The 24936-nt window shown below is 65.8% G+C and carries 19 protein-coding genes; 11 read left to right on the top strand and 8 right to left on the bottom strand.

All coding sequences use genetic code 11. The annotated features are described in order from the left end of the window. Positions 1-37: 37 nt before the first annotated feature. The 5 genes from GYH34_RS15375 (at position 38) to GYH34_RS15355 (ending at position 7341) form a co-directional block, all read left to right on the top strand. Positions 38-745 (top strand): tetratricopeptide repeat protein, encoded by a 708-nt coding sequence (locus GYH34_RS15375; protein ID WP_161914347.1) that lies wholly within the window; start codon positions 38-40, stop codon positions 743-745. 50 nt (positions 746-795) lie between these two features. Further along, positions 796-2193, top strand: coding sequence for a ribosome biogenesis GTPase Der (der, locus tag GYH34_RS15370; protein WP_161914346.1), 1398 nt, complete (start codon positions 796-798; stop codon positions 2191-2193). A gap of 169 nt (positions 2194-2362) precedes the next feature. Then, positions 2363-3955: a bifunctional phosphoribosylaminoimidazolecarboxamide formyltransferase/IMP cyclohydrolase gene (gene purH / locus GYH34_RS15365; protein ID WP_161914345.1), complete on the top strand. Its 1593-nt coding sequence runs from the start codon at positions 2363-2365 to the stop codon at positions 3953-3955. Positions 3956-4556: 601 nt separating this feature from the next. Next, entirely contained in the window at positions 4557-6077 is a 1521-nt protein-coding gene (locus tag GYH34_RS15360; protein WP_161914344.1) for a porin, read from the top strand. A 142-nt stretch (positions 6078-6219) separates the two neighbouring features. After that, positions 6220-7341: a helix-turn-helix domain-containing protein gene (locus tag GYH34_RS15355; RefSeq protein WP_161914343.1), complete on the top strand. Its 1122-nt coding sequence runs from the start codon at positions 6220-6222 to the stop codon at positions 7339-7341. 77 nt (positions 7342-7418) lie between these two features. On the opposite strand, the gene GYH34_RS15350 is transcribed toward GYH34_RS15355, so the two are convergent. From GYH34_RS15350 to ptsP, 4 genes are all read right to left on the bottom strand, one after another. Then, the gene (locus tag GYH34_RS15350) at positions 7419-7691 is read right to left on the bottom strand and encodes a hypothetical protein (RefSeq protein WP_036291384.1); all 273 of its coding nucleotides are present in this window, start codon (positions 7689-7691) and stop codon (positions 7419-7421) included. Positions 7692-7790: 99 nt separating this feature from the next. Next, complete coding sequence (gene prfA, locus GYH34_RS15345) at positions 7791-8861, bottom strand: peptide chain release factor 1 (RefSeq protein WP_161914342.1); 1071 nt, start codon at positions 8859-8861, stop codon at positions 7791-7793. 102 nt (positions 8862-8963) lie between these two features. Then, complete coding sequence (locus tag GYH34_RS15340) at positions 8964-9365, bottom strand: GFA family protein (protein ID WP_161914341.1); 402 nt, start codon at positions 9363-9365, stop codon at positions 8964-8966. Between the two features lie 57 nt (positions 9366-9422). Continuing rightward, the gene (gene ptsP, locus GYH34_RS15335) at positions 9423-11690 is read right to left on the bottom strand and encodes a phosphoenolpyruvate--protein phosphotransferase (protein ID WP_161914340.1); all 2268 of its coding nucleotides are present in this window, start codon (positions 11688-11690) and stop codon (positions 9423-9425) included. A 300-nt stretch (positions 11691-11990) separates the two neighbouring features. Here ptsP and GYH34_RS15330 point away from each other — a divergent pair, with 300 nt between their 5' ends. From GYH34_RS15330 to GYH34_RS15320, 3 genes are all read left to right on the top strand, one after another. Continuing rightward, positions 11991-14861: a sensor domain-containing phosphodiesterase gene (locus GYH34_RS15330; protein WP_161914339.1), complete on the top strand. Its 2871-nt coding sequence runs from the start codon at positions 11991-11993 to the stop codon at positions 14859-14861. Positions 14862-15008: 147 nt separating this feature from the next. Beyond that, entirely contained in the window at positions 15009-17165 is a 2157-nt protein-coding gene (gene ligA, locus GYH34_RS15325) for an NAD-dependent DNA ligase LigA (protein WP_161914338.1), read from the top strand. A gap of 267 nt (positions 17166-17432) precedes the next feature. Further along, the gene (locus GYH34_RS15320) at positions 17433-18440 is read left to right on the top strand and encodes a methyltransferase (protein ID WP_161914337.1); all 1008 of its coding nucleotides are present in this window, start codon (positions 17433-17435) and stop codon (positions 18438-18440) included. A gap of 61 nt (positions 18441-18501) precedes the next feature. Here the strand turns inward: GYH34_RS15320 and GYH34_RS15315 are convergent, their stop codons facing one another. Beyond that, on the bottom strand, positions 18502-19137 hold the full coding sequence (locus tag GYH34_RS15315) for a hypothetical protein (RefSeq protein WP_161914336.1): 636 nt from the start codon (positions 19135-19137) through the stop codon (positions 18502-18504). A 138-nt stretch (positions 19138-19275) separates the two neighbouring features. Then, the gene (locus GYH34_RS15310) at positions 19276-20127 is read right to left on the bottom strand and encodes an invasion associated locus B family protein (RefSeq protein ID WP_161914335.1); all 852 of its coding nucleotides are present in this window, start codon (positions 20125-20127) and stop codon (positions 19276-19278) included. Positions 20128-20252: 125 nt separating this feature from the next. Here GYH34_RS15310 and GYH34_RS15305 point away from each other — a divergent pair, with 125 nt between their 5' ends. Beyond that, the gene (locus GYH34_RS15305) at positions 20253-20672 is read left to right on the top strand and encodes a hypothetical protein (RefSeq protein ID WP_161914334.1); all 420 of its coding nucleotides are present in this window, start codon (positions 20253-20255) and stop codon (positions 20670-20672) included. 2 nt (positions 20673-20674) lie between these two features. Here the strand turns inward: GYH34_RS15305 and GYH34_RS15300 are convergent, their stop codons facing one another. Together GYH34_RS15300 and ubiG are read right to left on the bottom strand one after the other, a co-directional pair. Beyond that, a complete protein-coding gene (locus GYH34_RS15300) occupies positions 20675-22171 on the bottom strand; it encodes a methyltransferase domain-containing protein (RefSeq protein WP_161914333.1) in 1497 nt (498 codons plus the stop codon). A gap of 80 nt (positions 22172-22251) precedes the next feature. Next, positions 22252-23025, bottom strand: a complete 774-nt coding sequence (gene ubiG / locus GYH34_RS15295) for a bifunctional 2-polyprenyl-6-hydroxyphenol methylase/3-demethylubiquinol 3-O-methyltransferase UbiG (RefSeq protein WP_161914332.1) — start codon at positions 23023-23025, stop codon at positions 22252-22254. 188 nt (positions 23026-23213) lie between these two features. On the opposite strand from ubiG, the gene GYH34_RS15290 reads away from it, so the two are divergent. Together GYH34_RS15290 and GYH34_RS15285 are read left to right on the top strand one after the other, a co-directional pair. Continuing rightward, complete coding sequence (locus GYH34_RS15290) at positions 23214-24446, top strand: aspartate kinase (protein ID WP_161914331.1); 1233 nt, start codon at positions 23214-23216, stop codon at positions 24444-24446. Positions 24447-24518: 72 nt separating this feature from the next. Further along, positions 24519-24929, top strand: coding sequence for a DUF2267 domain-containing protein (locus tag GYH34_RS15285; RefSeq protein WP_018266107.1), 411 nt, complete (start codon positions 24519-24521; stop codon positions 24927-24929). Positions 24930-24936: the final 7 nt, after the last annotated feature.

The following is a 24936-nucleotide window of genomic DNA, read 5'->3' as shown; positions in this document are numbered from 1 at the left end:
GCCCGGAACCTCCGGCGCCCACGCGACAGGAGCGGTCATGTCCGACATTTTCCACGAGGTCGACGAAGACGTCCGCCGGGACAAGGCGGCCAACCTCTGGAAGCGCTATCAGACGCCGGTGTTTGTCGGCGCGTTTCTGGTCGTCGTCGCGACGGGCGTCTACAGCTTCTTCGAAACCAATCGCTTGAAAACGGCCGAGGCCGCCAATCTGCGCTACGACGCGGCCGCCGCTCTGGCGACCGACGGCAAGGACGCCGAGGCGGTCGCCGCCTTCGAGGCGCTGGCCAAGGATTCGCCGCGGGGCTACGCCACTCTGGCGCGCATGCGCGCGGCCGAGGGGCTGGCCAAGACCGACAAGGCCAAGGCCGTCGCCGCCTTCGACGCCATCGCCGAGGACAAGGGCGTCGACAGGCTGACCCAGCAGGTCGCCAAGCTGCGCGCCGGCGTGCTGCTGCTCGAGCAGGGCGACCGCCAGAAGATGGCGGATCGGCTCGGCGAGCTCGTCACCGCCAATGGCCCGCTCCGCTACACGGCGCAGGAGCTCATCGGGCTCGACGCGCTGCAGGACAGCGATTTCGACGAGGCCGAGCGCGTCTTCAAGCTCATCCTCAACGATCAGGAGGCTCCGCACGCCATGCGCCAGCGCGCCGGCGCCTATAAGGCGCTGCTGGACGCCGCGCGCGGCTCCGCGCCTCCGCCGGCGGCCAAAGAGCCGGCCGCACCCGCACCCGCTCCCGCCAAGTAAGCGCGAGCCTCACAGGCGACGTCGCCGCGACGTTGGACCAAAGGGCCACAATGTCCTTCACGCTCGCCATCATCGGCCGGCCGAATGTCGGCAAGTCGACTCTGTTCAATCGGCTCGTCGGCAAGAAGCTCGCGCTCGTCGACGATCGGCCCGGCGTGACGCGCGACCGCCGCGAGGGCGAGGCGCGCCTCGCCGATCTGCGCTTCACCATCATCGACACGGCCGGCCTCGAGGAAGGCGCCTCCGCCACGCTGGAAGGGCGCATGCGCGCGCAGACCGAGGCGGCGATCGAGACCGCCGACGCCATTCTCTTCATGATCGACGCGCGCGTCGGCGTGACGCCGGACGACAAATATTTCGCCGATCTGGTGCGCCGCGCCGGCAAGCCGGTGATCCTCGCCGCCAATAAATCGGAAGGGCGCAAGGGCGAGGCCGGCCTGGTCGAGGCCTATGAGCTCGGCCTCGGCGATCCTGTGCCGCTCTCCGCCGAGCATGGCGAGGGTCTCGGCGAATTCTACGACGCGCTGCGGGAGGCGCTGCCGGAGGCGACCGCGGATTGGGAAGAGGACGAAGAGGCGGCGACCGACATCGCCGTCTCGGCGGATGAGGACGGCAGCGAGGTCGATCCGACCAAGCCGCTGCGCATCGCCGTGGTCGGGCGGCCCAACGCCGGCAAATCGACGCTGATCAATCGCCTGCTCGGCGAGGACCGCTTGCTCACCGGGCCGGAGGCGGGCATCACCCGCGACAGCATCTCCGTGCCTTTCCGCTGGCGCGACCGCGATATGAAGCTCTTCGACACCGCCGGCCTGCGCAAGCGCGCCAAGGTCGTCGACAAGCTGGAGAAGCTCGCCGGCGCCGACGCGCTGCGCGCCGTGCGCTTCTCGGAGGTCGTCGTGCTGCTGCTCGACTCTGCCATTCCGTTCGAGAAGCAGGATTTGACCATCGCCGATCTCGCCGCGCGCGAGGGCAGGGCGGTAGTGATTGCGCTCGGCAAATGGGATGCGGTGGACGATCCGGGGACGCGCCTCGCCAAGCTGCGCGAGGAGGCCGAACGCCTGCTGCCGCAGATCAAGGGCGCGCCGGTCGTGGCCGTCTCGGGCGTGACCGGCTATGGGCTCGACAAGCTCATGCGCGCCATTCTCGATGTGCATGAGGTCTGGAACCGCCGCATCTCGACGGCGCGGCTCAATCGCTGGCTGGAGAGCGCGATCGACGAGACGCCGCCGCCGGCGGTCTCCGGCCGGCGCATCAAGATCCGCTATATGACGCAGGCCAAGGCGCGGCCGCCGCATTTCATCCTGTTCGGCAATCAGCTCGACGAGTTGCCGACGAGCTATCAGCGCTTTCTCACCAATGGATTGCGCCGCGCCTTCGATCTGCCCGGCACGCCGATCCGCATCTCGACGCGTTCGGGCGAGAATCCGTTCGACAAGGGGAAGAGATAGACGGCGCTCGGCGCCATTTCGACGCTCGGGCGCATTCACCTGCGCCGCTTCCAGCGTCATTCCCACGTCCCGCTCTAGGACGCAGTTGGTTTCTCCCCTGGGCGATCTATGATAAGCGCCGGGCGACATCTTTCCCCGCGACGTCTTCGCTCCATAACGAGGGACCTGAATGCCGGTCGATCTGCGCCGTATCACGAGAGCTCTGCTGTCCGTCTCCGATAAGACCGGACTCGTCGAATTGGCGAAGGCTCTCGCCGCGCATGGCGTCGAGCTGATCTCCACCGGCGGCACGCGCAAGGCGCTGGCCGAGGCGGGCCTTTCGGTGCGCGATATCGCCGATGTCACCGGCTTTCCAGAGATGATGGACGGGCGGCTGAAGACGCTGCATCCCAAGGTGCATGGCGGCCTGCTGGCGATCCGCGAGAATCCTGAGCATGAGGCGGCCATGCTCGCCCATGACATTCCGCAGATCGATCTGCTCGTCGTCAATCTCTATCCCTTCGAGGCGACGCTCGCCAAAGGCGCGCCTTTCGAGACTTGCGTCGAGAATATCGACATTGGCGGCCCGGCGATGATTCGCGCCGCCGCCAAAAATCACGATGATGTCGCCGTGCTGGTCGAGCCGGCCGATTATGAAGGGTTTCTCGCCGAGCTTTCCGCCAATGGCGGCGCCGCCACTCTGGCGACGCGCCGGCGCCTCGCGCAAAAGGCCTATGCCCGCACGGCGGCTTATGACGCCGCGATCTCCAATTGGCTGGCCGGCGCGCTCGGCGAGGCGACCCCGCCCTGGCGCGCCATCGGCGGCCATTTGTCCGAGCCGATGCGCTATGGCGAGAATCCGCATCAGAGCGCCGGATTCTATCTGACGGGAGAAAAGCGCTTCGGCGTCGCCACGGCGAAGCAGGCCCAGGGCAAGCAGCTCTCCTACAACAATGTCAACGACACTGACGCGGCCTTCGAGCTGGTGGCGGAATTCGATCCAGCGCGCACGGCGGCGGCAGCCATCATCAAGCATTCCAACCCTTGCGGCGTCGCCGAGGGCGCGAGCCTCGCCGAGGCCTATCGCAAGGCGCTGCGCTGCGATTCCGTCTCCGCCTTCGGCGGCATTGTCGCAGTCAATCGCAAGCTCGACGCCGAGGCGGCGCGCGAGATCGTCAAGATTTTCACCGAGGTCATCATCGCGCCGGAGGCGGACGAGGAGGCGATCGGCATTATTGCAGCGAAGAAGAATTTGCGTCTGCTGCTCACCGGCGGCCTGCCCGATCCGCGCGCGGGCGGGCTCACCTTCCGCAGCGTCTCGGGGGGCTTTCTGGCGCAGTCGCGCGACAATAGCGTGGTCGACGATCTGACTCTTTCCGTCGTGACGAAGCGCGCGCCGACTTCGAGCGAGCTGGCGGATTTGAAATTCGCCTTCCGCGTCGCCAAGCATGTGAAGTCCAACGCCATCGTCTACGCGCGCGATCTCGCGACGGTGGGCGTCGGGGCGGGGCAGATGTCGCGCGTCGATTCTTCGCGCACCGCGGCCTTCAAGGCGGAGGAGGCGGCGCGCGAGGCCGGCGTGCGGGAGAGCTTCGCCGTCGGCTCGGTGGTCGCCTCGGATGCGTTCTTCCCCTTCCCGGATGGGCTGCTGGCGGCGGCCTCGGCCGGCGCGACGGCGGTCATTCAGCCGGGCGGCTCGGTCAATGACAAGGATGTGATCGCCGCCGCCGACGAGGCGGGCCTCGCCATGGTGCTGACCGGCGTGCGCCACTTCCGGCACTGAGCCGGCCTGCGCTGCGGCGCAATATGTTTGTGTAATCTATTGTTTTAGCGCGGGGTGCGCGACATCGTGCCGCGTCCCCCGCGCTGCGCATATTGTCGCGCTGTCGCATTTTGCATCGAATAGAGCGCGACTGTCGCAGGCTGCGTCAGTCGTTCCCGCTACAAAGCCGATAGCGTGACAATTCTGAGGCGATTTCGAGCGGTTCTAATTGCCATTGTGCGACGCATCGCGCCTAATCATCCCGAGAAATACGTCGCTCTCCTCTTGCGAGGCGAGCATAGATCGGGAGCTGTGCTTGAAGTCGAGACGACACATTAGCTGATCGAAAGAGCTCGATCGTTCATCTGCCGCATTTCGACACGCCTTTCCTTCGCGAATGGCGGTCATGCCGCAGCCCCCCCCACAATTTCGGTCCGATCTCGTCGCGCTGCTCTTGCGAGCGGCGGCGCCGGGTCGCGCCGTCACCTCACTTTCCTTCCCAGGGAAAGAGGCCCGCGCCGCTGGGTCGATGACGAGCGGCTCACTCAATCCTCCCTAACTTTCCCGGCCGTCTCTTCGAAGGGCGGCCGGGACTTTTCACAAGAAAAAAACGGAAACGCCAATGACAGGAACCGGCGATGTGGCCGCCCCGCGTCCAAAGCGGCTCGAGGCGGCGAATGTGATGGCGGCAGGACTGGCCTGCATTTCTATTTTCGCCGGAGCGGCGCGCGCAGACACCACAGACCAGCTGCTCGACCAGCTGAAGGCCAAGGGAATTCTCACCAAGGGCGAATATCGCAAGCTCAAGGCGCGCCATGCGGCCGAGATCGCCGCGCCGGCCCGCGCGGCTGTCGCGAGCCATGCCGCGCAGCCGGTCGCGACGCCTTCGGATCGCTACATCACGCGGCTCGACAAAGGGATCGGCGCGCGCGTCGGCGCGGTCGACGTTCGCATCTCGGGCCAGCTCGCTTTTTTCGCGACCGAGCAGTTCAAGCAGGCGGGAACGGCGACCATCGCCGGCGGGCTCGGCGGCGGCAGCATCTATAATAATTCCTCCGCCATTCGCTCCGGCCTGCTGCCGAGCGCTCTGGCGCTCAATCTCTCGACCGAGCAGGAGGGCTATAAGGTCTCTTTCTCGCTCGGCCTCTATGCCGGCGGCAATAATATTCGCGTCGGTCTGCTCAACGGCAATAGCTCCGGCGCCTCGGTGGCGCTCGGCACGCCGGGCGTCGATCTGCGCCAGGTGTTCGGCGAGATCAGCTCGCCGGATTTGGGCTCGCTGAAGGTCGGCCGCGATCTCGGCCTCTTCGCCGCAGACGCTATTCTCAACGACTTCACGCTGTTCGGCGCCGGCACCATCGCCGCCAACGCCAGCCCTTCCAACACCAGCCTCGGCCGCATCGGCTTCGGCTATGTCTATGCGGATTGGATTCCGCAGCTCACCTATACGACGCCGGATTTCCACGGCGTCACCGTCTCGGTCGGCGCCTTCTCGCCCTATCAGCAATACGACAACGCCGGCTCCTATGTGTCGGCGGCCGGCGTTCTTCCCTATTCGGGCGTCATGACCGGGCATGACCAGCCGGGCTTTCAGGCGCGCGTGAAATATATCGGCGAGCTCGCGCCGGGGATGAAGCTCACGCTATGGACCTCCGGCCTCACCCAGCGGCATCGCGTCGAATCCGGCGACGCCATATTGCTGCCGCGTGGCGCCGGCGTGCGCTCCATGGCGATAGACGCCGGCGGGCGGCTCGACGTCGGCCCTGTGACTCTGGTCGGCTATGGCTATAAGGGCGTCGGCCTCGGCACGACCGGACTCTATTTCGACGGCGTCGGCTATGACGGCGAGCGGCGCAAATCCTCCGGCTATTACGCCCAGGCCGGCTATACGATCTTCGAGCGCCTGACCTTCGGCGGCAGCTATGGCGTCAGCTATCTCGACGCCAATCTCGCCGATTATCCGGGCCGGCTCGGCGACGGCGCGCTCGTCTCCGACAACGCCTCGACGATCGGCTTCGTGAAATATCGCTTCACCGATTGGGTCACGTTTCAGAGCGAGTTCATACGCTCGGTCTCGCATAATCTGCTGGGGCAGGGGGTGAGGACCAACGCGCTCGTCGCGGGAACGATTTTCTCTTTCTGATCGCGGGGATAGCGGATCTGCCTGCGACAATTTGTGCGGTGCACAAAGTGGGTGCGTTCTCATAATAAAGAGCGGCGGTCGGCCCGGCGACGGTTCGGCCGCCGCCGCCGCGTGATCGGGCGGCCGTGAAAAGGCGTCTCAAATGCCCCTCTATTCCGCCAGCCTGACGGAGGCGGCGCGTGATAAATTCTTCGGCCGCGGCGAGCTGCCGACAGTCGAGCTGAAACAGCCGATCCTGCGCTCCTGGCTGCGCTGCGCCGAACTCGGACTCGACGCCGCCCGGGCGCCGCGCGTCGCGCCGCTCGAGCGGAACGAGTTGCAGATTTTTCTCGCGCGGCATGAGCGGCTTCGTCGCTTGTGCCGGCCCGAGCTCGACGCATTGAACGCAGAAGCCCATGAGACGGGCGCGATGGTCATTCTCGCCGATGCGCAGGGCATGGTGGTCGACGCCATCGGCGATATCGGCTTCGCTGGTCAGGCGGCGGAAATCGCGCTGAAGCCGGGCGCGCTCTGGAGCGAGGCCGCCGCCGGCACCAACGCCATCGGCGCCGCGCTGGCCGAGCGGCGGGCCATGGCCGTGCATGGCGGAGAGCATTTCTACGAGAACCATAATATTCTGAGCGGCGCGGCGGCGCCCATCATCGATCCGCGCGGCGTCGTCGTCGGCGCGCTGGCGCTCGCCGCTCACGCCGCCGTGCAGCGCGTGCATGCGCTGGGGCTCGTGCGCTTCGCGGCGGAGCAGATCGAGCATCGCTTTTTCGGCGGCGGCGCTTTCGCGGCGGCCACCTTGCTGCGCTTTCACATAGACCCGGCCGTCGTCGGCGCGCCGCGCGAAGGGCTGCTCGCCTTCGACGAGGACAGGCGCCTCATCGCCGCCAATCGCCGCGGCCTCTCCTTCGTGCAGCGCGATTGGTGCGCGCTCGATGTGGCGCGATTGGAGGAGCTGTTCGAGCCGCTGCGATCCGGGCCGCAAATGGGGGAGATCATCGGGACCGACGGAAGGCGCTATTATGGCCTCGCCAACACGCCCGGCGCCTGCCGCGCACGGCCGACCGATTGTCCCTGGGAACTGCAGGACATCTGCTTCGAGCCGCCTTCCGCGCGGCTCGCGGAGCACCGCCTCCGCGACGCCGAGCTGTCGGCGATGCGCGCGGCGCTCGACGCCTGCGACGGCAATTTCAGCAAGGCGGCGCGCATTCTCGGCGTGCATCGCAGCACGCTCTATCGCCGCTTGAACGAGCGGGCGGGAGAGAGGGCGCGCTAGAATCTTTCCGATCGAGAGGCGCGGCCGCTTGGAGATCGAAGGGCCGCGCCTTTTCGGGCTCGCTCATCCGCGCCGGCTCACTCGCAGACGCGCATGCGGCGGAAGTAGAGGACATTGCCCCAATCGTCCGTGACCGGACGGCGAGCGATGTAGCAATTGCTGGGCGCCTCGGAGGCGGCGATGGCGCCGAGAGTCAGAGCGGTCAGCGCGCCCGCCGCGGCGACGCCGCCCCAGTAGTGGCCGTGATGACCGTGACGCCAATAGGGGTCCGCCTGAGCGGTGGAGGCGGTGAAGGTCGAGGCGGCGAGAGTGGCGGCCAGCAGGCCGGCGGCGAGGAGTTTCTTGGACATTTTTGCGCTCCGTGGCTCGGTGTCGTTCACGTCTCTCGTGAACGTCCCGAACGTACGAAGCGCGACGGCTCGCGGATGTGCGTCTTCGCACCCTGCGGATCACTCCTCGCTCTGCGCGAGCAGCTTTGCCTGATGATCCGTCGTCAGAGCGTCAAAAATCTCGTCCATTTCGCCTTCCATCACGCGATCGAGCTTGTAGAGCGTCAGATTGATGCGATGGTCGGTGACGCGGCCTTGCGGAAAATTATAGGTGCGGATGCGCTCCGAACGATCGCCCGAGCCCACTTGCGCCTTGCGGTCGGCGGCGCGCGCATTGTCCAGGCGCTGGCGTTCCGCGTCATAGAGGCGTGAGCGCAGCACCTCCATCGCCTTGGCCTTGTTGCGATGCTGCGAGCGCTCCTCCTGCATCATCACGACGATGCCGGATGGAATATGCGTGATGCGGATCGCCGATTCGGTCTTGTTGACATGCTGGCCGCCGGCGCCGCCGGAGCGCATCGTCTCTATGTTGAGGTCCTTGTCGTCTATGGCGACATCGACGTCCTCGGCCTGCGGCAGCACGGCGACCGTCGCTGCGGAAGTGTGAATGCGTCCCTGCGTCTCCGTCGCCGGCACGCGCTGCACGCGATGCACGCCGGATTCGAACTTCAATTTCGCATAGACGCCGCGGCCGGCGATCTCGGCCACGATTTCCTTATAGCCGCCGAGCGCGCCGTCGCTGGCGGAGAGAATCTCGACGGTCCAGCCTTTGACGCCGGCGTAGCGCTGATAGGCGCGGAAGAGATCGCCGGCGAAGAGCGCGGCCTCATCGCCGCCAGTGCCGGCGCGCACTTCCAGGATGACGCCCTTCTCGTCGGCGGAATCTTTCGGCAGCAGAGCGAGCTTCAGCTCTTGCTCGGCGGTCTGCAATTGCTCCTGCGCGACATTCAATTCGCCCTCGGCGAACTCGCGCATGTCGGGATCGAGCTTCTGGTCGGCCAGCATCTCGCCGAGCCCGGCGATCTCGGCCTGTGCGGCGCGATAGGTCCTGATCTTGGCGACGACGTCGTCGAGCGAGGAGAGCTCGCGCGAGAGTGCGACGAAGCTGGCGGCGTCGGGGCCGGCGCTGAGCCGATCGGCGATCTCCTCGTGACGGCGTAGAATGAGGTCGAGCTTGTCTTGGGCGAACATGTCGGTTCCGGAGCGTTTGCGCTCTCTTTATCCGCTTCCGGGCCGAAAGCCCAAGTCGCGAGCCAGCCGCGAGCCCGAACCGCCGGTTTTGGAGCAGCGGCTTCAGAACCAGAGATCGCGCACGCAGCGGCCGTCGCGCGGCAGGTCGTCGAAAGTGTCGAACCCGTCGAAATGGTCGATCGGAAGATCGGCGACCGCCTCCGGCGGGGCGAGCCGGAGATTGACCGCGATTCTCCGGCGGCCGTCTGGATCGAGGCGAAGGCCGCGCCAGCACAGCACGCAGCCGCAGCGCGGACAGAAGAGAATCTCGAGCGCGGATTTGTCCTCGCCTCGCCGCGTGTAAGAGGAGGTCGGGCCGGAAACGGCGATTCGCTCGCCCTCGTAATCATAGGCCCAGAGGGCTCCATAGCGGCGGCAGAGCGTGCAATTGCATGCGGTGGCGGGGCCGGGCTCGCCTGCCAGCGTCCAATGGGCCGCTCCGCAATGACATGTTCCGATCAACATTTCGGCCTCCGCGAGCGACGGGCGCGCAGGGTGGTTCGCTGCTCGCAACTCACTCTATCAGACCGGAATATCGCGTGCGGCGGCGAATTCGCGCAAAGTCTCGCGCAGGCTCGGCGCGCCGTCTTCCCTCGCGAGCAGCGAGGCCAGGAACACCTCCGCCTCGTCGAGATTGACGGCGAGAATCATCGCCTTCACCGGCCCGACCGACGACGGCGACATGGACAGCGAGCGATAGCCGAGCGCGAGCAGCGCCAGCGCCTCCAGCGGACGGCCGCCCATCTCGCCGCAGAGCGTCACCGTCTTGCCGGCGCGCTTGCCCGCGGCGGCAATGCGCTCCAGCGCGCGCAGCACGGGGGTGGAGAGCGTGTCGTAGCGCTTGGAGACGCGCGTGTTGTCGCGATCGGCGGCATACATATATTGCACGAGATCATTGGAGCCGACCGACAGAAAATCGGCGCGCGCGGCGATGCTGTCCAGCTCCCACAGCAGCGAGGGCACCTCGACCATGGCGCCGAGCTGCACATCGGTTGGCGGCATATGGCCGTGGCGCTGGAGATGCGCGAGCTCGCGATGCGCGATCGCCTTGGCCGCCTCGAACTCCGCGATATTGGCGATCATCGGAAACATGATGCGCACGTCGCGTCCGCCGGCCGCTTTCAGCATGGCGCGGATCTGCATGCGCAGCAGGCCCGGCCGATCGAGGCCGATGCGGATCGCGCGCCAGCCGAGCGCCGGATTCTCCTCGTCGATCGTCGCCATATAGGGCAGGATTTTATCGCTGCCGATGTCGAGCGTGCGGAAGGTGACGGGGCGGTCCTGCACGGCGTCGAACACTGCCTTGTAGAGCAGGAACTGCTCGTTCATGCGCGGGAAGCGCGGCGCCAGCATGAATTGCAGCTCGGTGCGGAACAGGCCGATGGAGCGCGCGCCGGTCTCGTGCAGATGCGGCACGTCGACGATGAGGCCGGCGTTCATATGGAGCGCGATCTCCACGCCGTCCTTGGTGACGGCGGGCACGTCGCGCAGCTTGGCGTATTGCTCCATGCGGCGGGCGCGCAGCCGCGCCTTCTCGCCATAGGCTGTCTGCACATCCGGCGGCGGCCGGATGTGGACGTCGCCGGTGACGCCGTCGACGATGACGGCGTCACCCGCCTCGACGAGATCGGTCACATTGGCGGCGAGGCCGACCGTTGCGATCCCGAGCGCGCGGGCGACGATGCCGACATGGCTCGCCGGGCCGCCTTCCTCGAGCACCAGGCCGCGCAGCCGCGAACGGTCGTAATCCAGCAGCGCCGCCGGCCCCATGTTGCGGGCGATGAGAATGGCGTTCTCGGGGATCGATTCGCGCTCGGCCACATAGCTCTGCCCGGTGAGCTGATGCAGCAGCCGATTGGCGAGATCGTCGAGATCGTGGAGCCGGTCGCGCAGATAGGGGTCGGTCTGGCGTTGCAGCTTGGCGCGGGCGTCGTTTTGCACACGCTCCACCGCGGCCTCCGCCGTCAGGCCGCTGCGCACGGCCTCGTGCAGCCGGCGCACCCATCCGCGGTCATTGGCGAAGATGCGCACCGCCTCCAGCACCTCGCGATGCTCGCCGGCGCCCATGCGGTCGCCATGGGCGACCAATTCGTCGATGGAGAGGCGCATCGCCTCGATCGCCGCATCGACGCGCTGGATCTCCGCGGCGATATCCTCGGCGATGAGCTGCTTCACGACGACGCGGGGCTCGTGCAGCACGGCGTAGCCGAGCCCGACGCCCTCGCACATCGGCGCGCCCTTCACCGCCACCGGGCGGTCGAGCGCAAAGCTCTCCGGCGTCTTGGCGATGGAGCGCAATTCGCCCGAGGCGATCATCTCGGCGACCAGCATCGCCGTCGTCTGCAGCGCCTCTATCTCCTCCTCGGAATAGATGCGCCGCACGCGGTTCTGCACGACGAGCACGCCGAGCGTGTTGCCGCCGCGCAATATCGGCACGCCGAGGAAGGAGTGGTAGATCTCCTCGCCCGTCTCCGGCTTGTAGGAGAAGGAGGGGTGCTCCTGCGCCTCGGAGAGGTTCAGCGGCTCGGCGCTTTTGGCGATGAGGCCGACGAGGCCCTCGCCGGCGTGCATTGTGGTGAGATGCACCGCCTCGCGATTGAGGCCTTCGGTCGCATAGAGCTCGAGCCGTTGATCGGCGCGCAGCACATAGACCGAGCAGACTTCCGCCACCATATTGGACGCGATGAGCACGACGATCTTGTCGAGCCGCGCCTGCGCGCTCACCGGCTCCGCCATGACCTCGCGAAGCCGGCGGAGCAGCAAGCGGGGTCCGCCGAGAGCGCTACGCATCCAGTTTCCTTAGTTTCGACAGGCTGTAGCCGCCAGACGAGGGCTCTGCGCGGACGCATCTCCCAAATCTAGAGAACTTCTAAATTTCCGCCCTGTTCCTGTTTCAGCGTATATTGGCCCCGTTCGGCCTCCGCAAGCGCGGCCGCTCGCCCGCCCCGCGATACGCAAAGACCATACCGGCTTGCAGAGCGACGACTTAGCCGGTACCAGTCAAAATTCAGACAAGAAGAAATCCGAAAGCCGACCGGTCCGCCCCGCGACAATCGGACTTTTTGGGCCTGCGCGCCAGAGACGAGATTCGTGCCGCTATCCAGATATCTGATCGCCCTCCTGTTTCTCGTCCTTTGCGGGTCGCGGGCGCTCGCCATCGACTCCGTGCGCGTGCCGCAGGACGCCTCCGCCATCGACCTCACCCATGCGGTGGAGAAATATTCCTCCGAGGGCGACCGACTGCAGGTGTCGACCGCCCCGGGCTCCGACGGAATCATCCGGCGCATAGAAGTGGGCGCCAAGGAAGCGGGCACCCGCCCCAGCTGGATCGTCTTTGCGCTCACAAATGATACGGACGAGCAGCTGGAGCGTCTGATCGTCGCTCCGCATTTCCGCCTTCAGGGATCGGGCGTGATCTGGCCGGATCTCGGCGCGACGCGCATTTCGGCCATCACCGCGAGCCAGGGGTTCCCGCCGGAACATGAGGAGAGCGGGGACGCCGATGTTTTTCGCCTGACCCTCGATCCCGGCACGACGATCACCTATGTCGCCGAGCTGCGCACGCCCAATCTGCCGCAGCTCTATCTGTGGGAGCCGGACTCCTACAAGGACAAGGTGACGAGCCTCACCCTCTACAAGGGCATCGTCATCGGCATCGCCGGCCTGCTGGCGCTGTTCCTGACCATCGTCTTCGTCGTCAAAGGCGCGGTGATCTTCCCGGCGGCGGCGGCGCTCGCCTGGTCGGTGCTGGCCTATGTCTGCATCGATTTCGGCTTTTGGGCCAAAATTTTCGGCGTCGATCCCAACGCCGACCGCATTTGGCGCGCCGGCGCCGAGACGGTGCTGTCGGCGACTCTGGTGGTGTTTCTCTTCGCCTATCTCAACCTCAACCGCTGGCATGTGCGCGCCTGGCATGTGGCCGCGCTCTGGCTGCTGATTCTCGCCGATCTCGTCGGCCTCGCCATTTTCGACGCGCCGGTGGCGGCGGGCGTCGCCCGCATCTCGCTGGCCACAGTCTCGGCCGTCGGCTTCGTGCTGGTCCTCTATCTGGCGACGCATGGCTTCGATCGCGCCATCATGCTGATTCCGACATGGTTTCTGCTGCTGCTCTGGGTCTGCGCAGCGGGCTTCACCGTGGCCGGCTGGCTGACCAATGACCTCGTCTCGCCGGCGCTGGTCGGCGGCCTGGTGCTGATCGTGATGCTGATCGGCTTCACCGTTATGCAAAATGCCTTCGCCAGCGGCGGCCTCGCCCATGGCGCGATCTCCGACACCGAGCGCAAGGCGCTGGCGCTGACCGGGGCCAATGAGATCGTCTTCGACTGGGACGTGCCGGCCGACTACATCTATGTGAGCCCGGAGGTGGAGGAGCAGCTCGGCCTCGACCGTGGCGGGCTCGAGGGGGCGGCCTCCTCCTGGCTCGCTCTGCTGCATCCTTTCGAGCACGACCGCTATCGCGCCTGCCTGGACGCGCTGCTCGAGCAGCGGCGCGGGCGGATCAATCAGGAATTCCGGCTGCGCGCCGCAGACGGCCATTATTTCTGCTACCGGCTGCGGGCGCGCCCGGTGATCGGGCAGGATGGCGAGGTCATTCGCGTCGTCGGCACGCTCACCGACGTCACCGACGAGCGCAACGCGCGCGAGCGGCTGCTGCATGACGCCGTCCACGACAATCTGACCGGCCTGCCCAATCGCGAGCTGTTCTTCGACCGATTGGAGGCGGCGCTGGTTTTCGCCGGGCTCGAGGCGGGCGTGCGGCCCACAGTGCTCGCCGTCGATATCGACCGCTTTCGCCAGATCAACGAGCAGGTCGGCGTCGCCACCGGCGATTCGATCCTGCTCACCATCGCCCATCGCCTGACCCGGCTCCTGCAGCAGCAGGACACTCTGGCGCGGCTCGACGGCGATCGTTTTGCCATCATCCTCGTCTCCGAGACCAACGCCGACCAAGTGATCGCGCTCGCCGATTCGGTGCGGCGGACGCTGGCGACGCCGGTGCGCTTCACCGATCGCGAGATTTCGCTGTCGGTGTCGATCGGCGTGGCGCTGTTCGACAAGGAATTGCATCCCGACCGCTACGAAATGCTGGAGGACGCCGAGATCGCGCTGCGCCACGCCAAAAAGCTCGGCGGCAATCGCATAGAGGTGTTCCGCCCGGCGATGCGCGCGCAGCGTTCCGACCGGCTGACGCTGGAGGCCGATCTGCGCCGCGCGCTGGAGCGCGGCGAGATCAAGGTGTTCTTCCAGCCGGTGGTGCGGCTCGAGGATCGCACCATCGCCGGCTTCGAGGCGCTGCTGCGCTGGGACCATCCGCGCCTCGGCCAGCTCGATCCGAGCGAGTTCGGCCAGGTCGCCGAGCAGACCGGCCTCGTCGTCGATTTCGGCCTATTGGCGCTGGAGCGCACGGCGCGCGAGCTGGCCGCCTGGCAGCGCGCGCTCGCCGTCGATCCGCCGATCTTCGCCTGCGTCAACATAGGCTCGCGGCAATTGCTGCGGCACGATCTGCTACGAGATGTGAAGAGCGTGCTGATGCGCAACGACATCGTCAAAGGCAGCCTCAAGCTAGAGCTCGGCGAGGGGCTGGTGATGGAAAACCCCGAATACGCCGCGCAAATGCTGGGGCGAATCAAAGAGCTGGGCGCGGGCCTCGCGATGAGCGATTTCGGCTCCGGCTATTCCTCGCTCGCCTATCTGCAGAGCTTTCCCTTCGACACGATCAAGATCGGCCGCTCCTTCACGCGCCAGACGGGCAAGGGTTCGCGCGCAGTGATTCTGCGCTCGCTGATCTCGCTGGCGCATGATCTCGGCATGGATGTCGTCGCCGAGGGCGCCGAGACGGAATCGGACGCCATCGAGCTCTATCAGCTCGGCTGCGCCTATGCGCAGGGCTACGCCTTCGGCCGCCCGATCAGCCCGATGGAGGCGCGCAGGCTGGTGGGCGCGGCGCCCGAGGCGGCGTAGGATATCGACCGCTTTGCGTCACCGCGCAAATGATCGTAAACGGCTGAAGCGGCGCGAGCCCTCATCCGACCCTCGCTGATGCGAGGGCCACCTTCTCCCACGAGTGGGAGAAGGGGCGCGCGCTGGTTTTCAAGTTCGGAAGTCATCATGAGCGCTGATGATGGTCGCCCCTCGGGCAAACGCGCCGAGAGAAAGCCCACGCCGATCGAAGATCTCTCGCCGCGGCGGGCGAAGCTCGAATATTCGCGGCTCGCGGAACAGCTCGCCGAATATGACCGCCGCTATTACCAGGAAGACTCTCCCGCGGTCAGCGACGCCGAATATGACGCGCTGCGCCAGCGCTATGAGGCATTGGAAAAAGCCTTTCCCGAGCTTTCGTCCGACGCCTCGCTGACGAAGAAGGTCGGCGCCGCGCCGGCGGAGAAATTCGCGAAAATAAAACATGTCGTGCCGATGCTCTCGCTCGGCAACGTCTTCGCCGACGAGGAGGTCCACGACTTCGTCGCGCGCGTGCGGCGCTTTCTGGGCTTTGCGGACGACGCGCCGCTCTTCTTCACCGCGGAGCCGAAAATCGACGGCCTCTCCTGCTCGCTGCGCTATGAGAAAGGCGCGCTGGTCTATGCGGCGACGCGCGGCGACGGCTATGAGGGCGAGGATATCACCGCCAATATTCGCACGCTCGAGGAAATTCCGCAGCGCCTCAATGGCGAGAGCTGGCCGGATGTGCTGGAGGCGCGCGGCGAGGTCTATATGCGGCGCGAGGATTTCTTCGCGCTCAATGAAAGACAGGCGGCCGCGAATAAGCCGCTCTTCGCCAATCCGCGCAATTCCGCCGCAGGCTCGCTGCGCCAGCTCGATCCGAGCGTGACCGCGAGTCGCCCTTTGCGCTTCTTCGCCTATAGCTGGGGCGAGGTGAGCGTCATGCCGTCCGACACGCAATATGGCATGGTGCAGGCGCTGGCGAGCTTCGGCCTGCCGACCAATCTCGGCTCGCCGACCGAACCGCTCACCAAAATTTGCGCCGGCGCCGAGGAGATGCTCGAGCATTTTCGTCGCATAGAGGCGCGCCGCCCGACGCTCGACTACGACATAGACGGCGTCGTCTACAAGGTGGACGATATCGGCCTGCAAACGCGCTTGGGCTTCGTCTCGCGGGCGCCGCGCTGGGCGGTGGCGCATAAATTCCCGGCGGAGCAGGCGAAGACCATCGTGCGCGGCATAGACATAAATGTCGGCCGCACCGGCGCGCTGACGCCGATCGCGCGGCTGGAGCCGGTGACGGTCGGCGGCGTCGTCGTCTCCAACGCCACGCTGCACAATGAGGACGAGATCGCGCGCAAGGACATTCGCGTCGGCGATACTGTCGTCGTGCAGCGCGCCGGCGACGTCATTCCGCAGATCGTCGAGGTCGTTCTCGATAAGCGGCCGGAGGGGACGAAGCCTTATGAATTCCCGCATGTCTGCCCGGCCTGCGGCTCGGCGGCGGTGCGCGAGATCGACGAGAAGGGCGTCGCCGATGTGGTGCGCCGCTGCACCGGCTCGCTGGTTTGTCCGGCGCAGGCGATCGAGCGGTTGAAGCATTTCGCCTCGCGCAACGCCATGGACATAGAAGGGCTCGGCGACAAGCAGATCGAGGCTTTCTTCGAGGAGGGCCTCATTCGCAGGGCTTCCGAAATTTTCACGCTCGAGGCGCACGACGAGCAGAACCTCACGAAATTGAAGAATCGCGAGGGCTATGGCGAGACCTCGGTGCGCAATCTCTTCGCCGCGATCGACGCGCGGCGCAGCGTTCCGATCAATCGTTTTCTGTTCGCGCTCGGCATTCGCCATGTCGGCGAGACCAACGCCAAGCGCCTCGCGCGGCATTTCGGCGATTTCGCCAGCCTTCGCGATACGGCGCGCGAGGCCGCGCCGGGAAGCGAGGCGCGCGAGCGCATCGAATCGATCGAAGGCATTGGTGTCGTCGTCGCCGAGGCGCTCTATGATTTCTTCGCCGAGACGCATAATGAGGACGAGATCGATGCGCTTCTCACGCATCTGACGCTCGAGCCCATGCCGCAGATCGAAAGCGCCTCGCCGGTCGCCGGCAAGACGGTGGTGTTCACCGGCGCGCTGGAGCGGCTGACGCGCGAGGAGGCCAAGGCGCAGGCCGAGCGCTTCGGCGCGAAAATCTCCGGCTCCGTGTCGAAGAAGACCGATCTCGTCGTGGCCGGGCCGGGCGCCGGCTCCAAGCTCGCCAAGGCCAAGGAACTCGGCGTCGAGGTCATCAGCGAAGAGGAATGGTTTTCGCGCACGGGGCAATAGGGGCGCGGTCGACCGGTCCGACGCGAAATGATAAGACGGAGTCCGTCATTTTGAAAGTAGGGCGGTCCCTTCTCCCACTTGTGGGAGAAGGTGGCCCTCGCGTCAGCGATGGTCGGATGAGGGCCCGGCCCGCCGCAGCGATCTCGAAAAGTTTTTGAAGCGCCGCCGATCACCGCCGCCCTCATCCGACCCGGCTACGCCGGGCCACCTTCTCCCGCAAGCGGGAGAAGGAGACGCGCGCGAAGATTGCTGTTTGTGAGGACAAAAATGAGCCAGCTCTCCCCGGAAAAAATCCTCGGTCTCGGCTTCGCCTTTTGGAATTCGAAAGTCTTGCTCACGGCGGTCGAGCTCGGCCTGTTCACCGTTCTGGCGGAAGGCCCGGCCGACGCCGAAACGCTGCGCGCTCGCCTCGGTCTGCATGAGCGTTCGGCGCGTGATTTCTTCGATGCGCTGGTGGCGCTCGGAATGCTCGAGCGCGAGAACGGCCTCTATCGCAACACGGCGGAGACGGACCTCTTTCTCGATCGAGCCAAGCCGAGCTATGTCGGGCAAATATTGGAAATGTCCAATCTCCGCTTGTTCTCGAGCTGGAACCGCCTCACCGATGCGTTGCGCACCGGCGTCGCGCAGAGCGAGAACGCCGCCGAGGGGGATTTCTTCGGCTCTCTCTACGCCGATCCGCAAAAGCTGTGCGGCTTCCTCACTGCGATGAGCGGCATCAGCGCCGGCCCGGCGCAGGCGATCGCCGCGAAATTCCCGTGGAAGGATTATGCGAGCTTCATCGATGTCGGCTGCGCGCAGGGCATGGTCCCCGTCACGGTCGCACGCGCGCATCCGCATCTTTCCGGCGGCGGTTTCGATCTGCCGCAGGTGCAGCCGGTGTTCGATGATTTCGTTGCTCAGAACGGCCTATCGGATCGGCTGCGCTTCTATCCGGGCGATTTCTTCAAGGATGCGCTGCCCAAGGTCGACGTCATCGTCATGGGGCATATTCTCCACGATTGGAATCTCGAGGAGAAGCGCTTGCTGCTGGCGAAGGCCTATGAGGCGCTGCCGAAGGGCGGGGCGCTCATCGTCTATGAGGCGCTGATCGACGACGAGCGCAAGACAAACGCCTTCGGCCTGCTGATGAGCCTCAACATGCTGATCGAGACGCCCGGCGGCTTCGATTACACCGGCGCGGATTGTCAGGGCTGGATGCGCGAGGCCGGGTTCTTCGAGACGCGCGTCGAGCATTTGCTGGGGCCGGATTCGATGGTCGTCGGCGTGAAGTGAGCTTTGCGAAGCGTCGCGAAGCAATCTCGAGCCGCAAGACGGCCCTTGCGACGCCGCCTCGTCAATAAGCGAGATATTCTGGGTTGAAGATGTAGACAAGGCCAGAATATCGCTCATCGACCCAGGCGTAGGGTTGATGGACGCCAGCCTGTCCACGACACAATATCTCGACGAGCCAACCATTCTGGCTCAGCAACCCCGAGCGCGGGTCGACGGTGTCGGACGTCGAAAACAGATTGAAGATATTTCTAATTTCATCGAGATCGCAGTGCATGAAAAAGAAGCTGCTATGATCTAATAGCAGTCGAGGTATCGCATTCGAGGTTCGGTTATCGACCTCGATAAATCCGCTGAACAAGATTTCATGCGCTCGGCTACGCATAACCTCTTCAGAGCGAACGCCATTCGGTAGGGCGACGCCTGCATCCGCCAGACGTCTCCAAAGTTTTTTGTATCGGGTAATGCGGTTGTCTTCCAACCACCCACTATGCGCAAAAAGCACGTGACGTCCGTTGGGGTGTGTCGCCGCTACTCGTGGCGCCATGATGTCCAGTATCTCTGCAGTTACAATTTCTTTGTCCGACCAGTTGTTGTCGACGTATCCGACTGCGCTCAAGCAACAAGGAAGCTTGTCCGCAATAAAGAATTCGTTGTCCTTCCGAAGATCCTGAACGCTCGCAAATCGCTTGGCGGCCATAATGACGACCTTGTCGAACTAAGATGAATTTTGGCTTCGTGTCGAGCCTGAAGCCGCGACAACCCATTATCAATGGCGTTCGTCTCAAGGGATCGATAGTGCCGCGCCGATCGTGGCGCCGGGGGCCGCCGCGCTCGCCTACGGGCATTCCTTCTGCACGCGGCCGAGCGCGTCGGAGAGGCCCTTAAGCGAGTAAGTGTCGGTCGTGACATTGCCCTTGGCGGAGGGCGCTTTGACGACGAGCTTGGTGCCGCTCTTCAGCGCATCGACGAATTCTTTCTCCTTCGCCGGATTCTTCACCCAGGCGTTGGAGCCTTTGGTCACGAGCTCGAAATTGTCGCCGTCGATGTCGGCGCTGGCGCCGCCGCCGTCCTTGGCCGCGAAGCCGAGGATGATCGCCACCTCATTGCGAACGCCTTCGGCCGGCCGCGTCGAGATGAAGACATAGGCCTTGTCGCGCTGCAATTTCCCCGGCTGGCGGTCCTTGGGCTCGGCGAGCGCATAGCAGGTCTTGTCCTTGCCCTGCCCATGCGCGGTCATGGCGTTCCAATCGCCATAGGAACCGATGGCGGTCGGCGTCTTGGCGCCGGGCTTTTCCTTTTCGGTCGGCTTCTCCTTGCCCGCCGCCTTGGCGTCCTTGCCGCCCGAATCCTTGCCGCCTTTGGCGGGCTTGCCGTTCTTGTCCTTGGCGGGCTTGGCGTCCGGCGCCTCGGACTGGTCCGCGGCCGCGGCCTTTTTCGCCTCGGCGGTTTTTTTCGCGTCCGCGGGCTTTTTGGCTGCGTCCGGCTTTTTCGCTTCGCCCGGTTTGGCGGGCTCGGCCTTTTTCGCCTCTGGCTTTTTCGCTTCCGCCTTGGCGGGGTTCTTCTTATCTGCCTTGGTTTCGGCGGCCGCATCCTCGGCCGTCGGCTTTTCTTTGGCGAGCGCCGGCGCCGCGACAGTGAGGCCGAGTCCGGCGGCGAGAAGGAGGGGGAGGACAGAAGGACGAATCATAGTGTGAATTCTATCGTCCGCGCCTGTGGCGAACCAGTGGCGGCGTCGCAGATGAAAGCCTATCGCTGGAATGTTTCCTGCTTGGCGCGGGCGCGCGCAAGACGCGCGTGAAATGGGACGTTTCCATGGCCAGACGGCACATTCTCTATATCGAGCGCGGCAAATTGCCGGACCGCGCCGCCCATCAAAAGGCGATCGACGCGACCAAGATCGGCGTCGCGCTGGATCACGACTACGCGCCCTTTGCGGTGGAGGGCTATCTGCCCTGCACATATGACGGCGAGGACGCCGGCTTCGACATTCGTTTCTCGGAGCGCGACGCCGCTGCGGCGCTGTCGCCGGAACTCGCCGCGGCGATCGGCGGCAGAGACGCGCAGATCGCCGTCAAATGGTCGAGCGACCCTCGCGAGAAGATCGCGGCGCTGGCATTCAGCGCCGCGCTCGCCAAGGATTTCGACGCGATCGCCCATGATCCCGAGAAGGACAAGATCATCGCCGCCGACGCGCTGCTGAAGCAGGCGAAGGCGGCGCAGGACGAGCTATAGTCTCAACGTTTCCGCAGCAGGACCAGCCGGCCGTCGACCGGCTGGTTGGCCTCTATGCGGATCGTCGTCGCCCGCGAGACGAGCGGGACGAAGTCCTTCTGCGAGAGCGCCTCTATATAGGCCGGATCATGCGCGAAGCGGCCGGCGGGATCGAGCGTGTAATCCGCGCCGGCGCCGGTCTCGAAGCTGAATGCGAAGACGCCGCCCGGCGCGAGGCGCGCCGCCACACCGGCGAACAGCGCCGAGAGATCGCCGAGATAGATCAGCATATCCAGCGCGACGACGAGATCGAAGCGCTCGTCGCAGTCGGCCAGGAACGCTTGCGCGTCCTGTTCCACGAGCTGCGCATAGAGCCCGCGCTCGCGCGCTTTTTCCAGCATGCGCGGGGAGAGGTCGACGCCGACGATCTGCGCGCCGAAGCCGGCGAGCATGGGCGCCGCGAGGCCGGTGCCGCATCCGAGATCGAGAATGCGCGGAAAGCTGCGTGCGGTTTCCGCCAGCAGCGGCTGCAACGTCTCCGGCAGCCGATAGCCGAGCGTCTCCGTGAGATGACGGTCGAAATCCGGCGCATAGAGATCGAAGCAGGCGACGATATAGGCGGGCGTGGCGCGCGCGCCCGGCGTCCCGCGCAGCGCGTCGAGATGGAAGGGGATGATCTGATCGTCCGGCGATTCGCGCAGCAGCGCCTCGCCGAAGCGAATCGCCGCCTCCTTGTGGCCGAAGCCGCAGAGAGCGCGGAAGACGGTGCGGCCGATGCGCGCATCCTCCTCTGCATGAAGCCCGGCGGCGCGCCGATAGGCGGCGAAGGCGTGCTCGGGCGAGGCTTCCAAAGCCGTTTCCATGCAAGCAGCGAGCGCATATTTGCGGACGATCGCCGCTTCCTCCGGCAGAGCGGCGGCGGCCGGCTCCAGAGCGGCGCGCGCGGCCGCGAACTCGCCGATCAGATAGAGCGTCTGGCCATAGCAGGCGTAGAGGCCGGGCGTGGCGACGCCGCGCTCCAGCGCGCCGCGCAGCAGCGTGACGGCCTCGTCATAGCGGCGGCTCTCGAGGCAGATGAGGCCGAGCCCCGTGGCCGCCTCGGCGCAGGCGGGGTCGAGATCGAGCGCCGCGAGATAGGAATGCTCGGCGGTGGCGGTCTGGCCGATCTCGTTGCAGAGGCTGGCGACGGTGAGCCAGACCTGCACCCGGCTCGGATCGCGCTCCAGCGAGGCGATGAAGCATTGCAGCGCGTCGGCCTTGCGGCCGTCGAGCCAGAGCACCGCGCCGAGATCGGCGAGGAGATGGGCGTCCTCGGGCGTGAGCGAGGCGGCCGTCGTCAGAGCGGCGACCGCGCCGGTCACATCGCCCTCCTGCCAGAGGCCGAGGCCGAGATAGCGCAATGCTTTGACCGGCGATTGGCCGGCGTCGATCATTTCAGCGAAACGAGGAAAGCGCGCGCGCCAGACAGCGAGCGTGTCCACGAGGTCCGGCGGCGACGGCGGAGAAATATGCAGACTCATGCGGCTATGCTCCCGAAACAAACGGGACATAGTGTGCCGCGCCGAGCTGTCGTCAGGCTTGCCTCGGAGGCTCCTGCGCGTCAGCCGGCCTTTTTCGCCGCCATCATGTAATTCACATCGGTGTCGTGGCTCTTGCGCCAGCTGCGCGTCAGCGGCTGGAAGCTCATGCCGGAGCGGTCGATCTCGCGCAGCCCGGCGTGGCGCAGCCAGGCGGACAATTCGTCGGGCCGGACGAATTTATCATGGTCATGCGTGCCGCGCGGCACCCAGCCCAGCACATATTCGGCGCCCAGAATCGCCAGCGCATAGCTCTTGAGCGTGCGGTCTATCGTGGCGAGAAACAGCATTCCGCCGGGCTCGACCAGCGAGGCGAGCGTCGCGACGAAATCGCTCTGTCCTTCGACATGCTCCAGCACCTCCATGGCGACGACGATATCGAAGCGCGCGCTTTCCGCGGCCAGCGCCTCGGCGGTGCTGTTGCGATAGGCGATATCGAGGCCGGAGCGCTCCGCATGGCGGCGCGCCACCTCTATATTATTGGGCGCGGGATCGACGGCCGTGACCTTTGCGCCGAGCTCGGCCAGGGATTCGCTCAATATGCCGCCGCCGCAGCCGATATCGACGAGCCGCAGTCCTTCGAGCGGCTGCGCGTCATGACGGTCGCGCGGCGCGCCGTCCGTGCGGAAATGGCGGCATGCGTGGTCGCGGATGTAGTCGACGCGAACCGGGTTGATGTCGTGCAAAATGCCCATCTTGCCCGTGGCGTCCCACCACAGCTCGCCGAGCCGGTCGAAACGGTCGACGTCTTTCGGGTCGACGCTGGCGGAATGGGGGCGGTCATGATGCTGCGGCACGCTTGTCCTCTTTTGTTCGGCCTCGGCGGGCCGAGGAGCCCGCGTAGCGGGCGTCTCGAAGCACGCGGAACCCCGCCGCGGCGTTGACACCGGCGGCGGGGGCGTCACATATACGCCCGCTTTTGGTCGGATGCGAGCGGCCATCCGGCTCGCCCGAGCCGGGCCCGTGTTTCCAATCTAGGTCGGTCATGGCTCGTCTGGTGATGAAATTCGGCGGCACCTCGGTCGCCAATGTGGAGCGCATCCGCAATGTCGCGCTCCATGTGAAGCGCGAGGTGGAGGCGGGCTACAAGGTCGCTGTCGTGGTCTCGGCCATGTCCGGCAAGACCAATGAGCTGGTCGCCTGGTGCAAGGACGCCGCCGCTCTGCACGATCAGCGCGAATATGACGCCGTCGTCGCCTCGGGCGAGCAGGTGACGGCCGGGCTTCTGGCCATCGCCCTGCAGAATCTCGGTCTTCCGGCGCGCTCGTGGCTCGGCTGGCAAATCCCGATCCTGACCAGCGACGCCCATGGTTCGGCGCGCATCCAGTCGATCGACGGCGCGGCGCTGCTCTCCGGCTTCGATCGCGGCGAGGTCGCCGTCATCGCCGGCTTCCAGGGAATTCATCAGCCGAGCGGCCGCATCACCACGCTCGGCCGCGGCGGCTCGGACACCAGCGCCGTCGCCGTCGCCGCGGCGATCGAGGCGGACCGCTGCGACATTTATACGGATGTCGACGGCGTCTACACCACCGATCCGCGCGTCGTTCCCAAGGCGCGGCGCATGGAGCGCATCGCCTTCGAGGAGATGCTGGAAATGGCCTCTCTCGGCGCCAAGGTGCTGCAGGTGCGCTCGGTCGAGGTGGCCATGGTGCATGGAGTCCGCACCTTCGTCCGCTCGTCCTTCGACGATCCGGCCCGTCCCAACAGCGGCACGCTGATCTGCAAAGAGGAGGATATTGTGGAAGCCCAGGTCGTGACCGGCATCGCCTTCTCGCGCGACGAGGCGCAGATCACCCTTCGCGGCGTCGCCGACAAGCCGGGCGTGGCGGCCGCCGTCTTCGTGCCGCTGGCCGAGGCCGGCGTCAATGTCGACATGATCGTGCAGGTCGCTTCCGACGCGACCATGACCGACATGACCTTCACCGTGCCGGCCGCCGAATATGAGCGCTGCCTCTCCATTCTCGAGAAGGCGAGGCCCTCGATCGGCTATGCCGGCCTCGCCGGCGCCAAGGATGTGGCGAAGGTCTCGGCCATCGGCATCGGCATGCGCAGCCACGCCGGCGTCGCCGCGCGCGCCTTCAAGGCGCTGGCCGACAAGGGCGTGAATATTCGCGCCATCACCACATCGGAGATCAAATTCTCCGTGCTGATCGACGCCGCCTATACGGAGCTCGCGGTGCGCACGCTGCATTCGCTCTACGGCCTCGACGCCGAGTGAGGCCGGCTGCGAATTCGTCGCAATCGCCGGGTAATTGTCGAGACCGAGCTTTTTTTGAAGTAGGAGCCGAGCATGGATGAATTGATCGCCCGCATTTCCGCAGCGCTCGGCGTCGAGCCCGAGACGGCGCGTCTCGCCGCCGGCCATGTGCTCGGCTTTTTCCGCAAGGAATTCCCGGACGGTCCGGCGGCAGATCTCATCGCCAAGCTGCCCGGCGCCGAGGAGGCGATCGCGGCGGCCGAGGCGGCTCCGGCGGCAGATGGCGGGCTGCTCGGCGGCTTGCTGGGCGGGCTGGGCGGCCTCGTCGGCGGCTCCAAGGGCGATCTGATGGCGCTCGCCGGACGGCTCTCCAGCGTCGGCCTCTCCATGGATCAGAGCCAGGCGCTCGCCAAGGAGTTCTTCGCCCATGCCGAAGGGCTGGTGGGCAAGGAGAAGCTCAAGGAAATCACCGATTCGGTGCCGGGGCTGTCGCAGTTTTTGTGAGTTTGCG

The sequence above is a fragment of the Methylosinus sp. C49 genome (assembly GCF_009936375.1).
Lineage (GTDB): Bacteria > Pseudomonadota > Alphaproteobacteria > Rhizobiales > Beijerinckiaceae > Methylosinus.
The sequence above is the reverse complement of the archived record's forward strand: the minus strand, read 5'-3'. Positions and strand labels throughout refer to the sequence as shown.

Bases quoted from the DNA above. Each gene is read 5' to 3' on its own strand.
- GYH34_RS15375 (WP_161914347.1), top strand. From the start codon at position 38: ATGTCCGACATTTTCCACGAGGTCGACGAAGACGTCCGCCGGGACAAG.
- der (WP_161914346.1), top strand. From the start codon at position 796: ATGTCCTTCACGCTCGCCATCATCGGCCGGCCGAATGTCGGCAAGTCG.
- purH (WP_161914345.1), top strand. From the start codon at position 2,363: ATGCCGGTCGATCTGCGCCGTATCACGAGAGCTCTGCTGTCCGTCTCC.
- GYH34_RS15360 (WP_161914344.1), top strand. From the start codon at position 4,557: ATGACAGGAACCGGCGATGTGGCCGCCCCGCGTCCAAAGCGGCTCGAG.
- GYH34_RS15355 (WP_161914343.1), top strand. From the start codon at position 6,220: ATGCCCCTCTATTCCGCCAGCCTGACGGAGGCGGCGCGTGATAAATTC.
- GYH34_RS15350 (WP_036291384.1), bottom strand. From the start codon at position 7,691: ATGTCCAAGAAACTCCTCGCCGCCGGCCTGCTGGCCGCCACTCTCGCC.
- prfA (WP_161914342.1), bottom strand. From the start codon at position 8,861: ATGTTCGCCCAAGACAAGCTCGACCTCATTCTACGCCGTCACGAGGAG.
- GYH34_RS15340 (WP_161914341.1), bottom strand. From the start codon at position 9,365: ATGTTGATCGGAACATGTCATTGCGGAGCGGCCCATTGGACGCTGGCA.
- ptsP (WP_161914340.1), bottom strand. From the start codon at position 11,690: ATGCGTAGCGCTCTCGGCGGACCCCGCTTGCTGCTCCGCCGGCTTCGC.
- ligA (WP_161914338.1), top strand. From the start codon at position 15,009: ATGAGCGCTGATGATGGTCGCCCCTCGGGCAAACGCGCCGAGAGAAAG.
- GYH34_RS15320 (WP_161914337.1), top strand. From the start codon at position 17,433: ATGAGCCAGCTCTCCCCGGAAAAAATCCTCGGTCTCGGCTTCGCCTTT.
- GYH34_RS15315 (WP_161914336.1), bottom strand. From the start codon at position 19,137: ATGGCCGCCAAGCGATTTGCGAGCGTTCAGGATCTTCGGAAGGACAAC.
- GYH34_RS15310 (WP_161914335.1), bottom strand. From the start codon at position 20,127: ATGATTCGTCCTTCTGTCCTCCCCCTCCTTCTCGCCGCCGGACTCGGC.
- GYH34_RS15305 (WP_161914334.1), top strand. From the start codon at position 20,253: ATGGCCAGACGGCACATTCTCTATATCGAGCGCGGCAAATTGCCGGAC.
- GYH34_RS15300 (WP_161914333.1), bottom strand. From the start codon at position 22,171: ATGAGTCTGCATATTTCTCCGCCGTCGCCGCCGGACCTCGTGGACACG.
- GYH34_RS15290 (WP_161914331.1), top strand. From the start codon at position 23,214: ATGGCTCGTCTGGTGATGAAATTCGGCGGCACCTCGGTCGCCAATGTG.
- GYH34_RS15285 (WP_018266107.1), top strand. From the start codon at position 24,519: ATGGATGAATTGATCGCCCGCATTTCCGCAGCGCTCGGCGTCGAGCCC.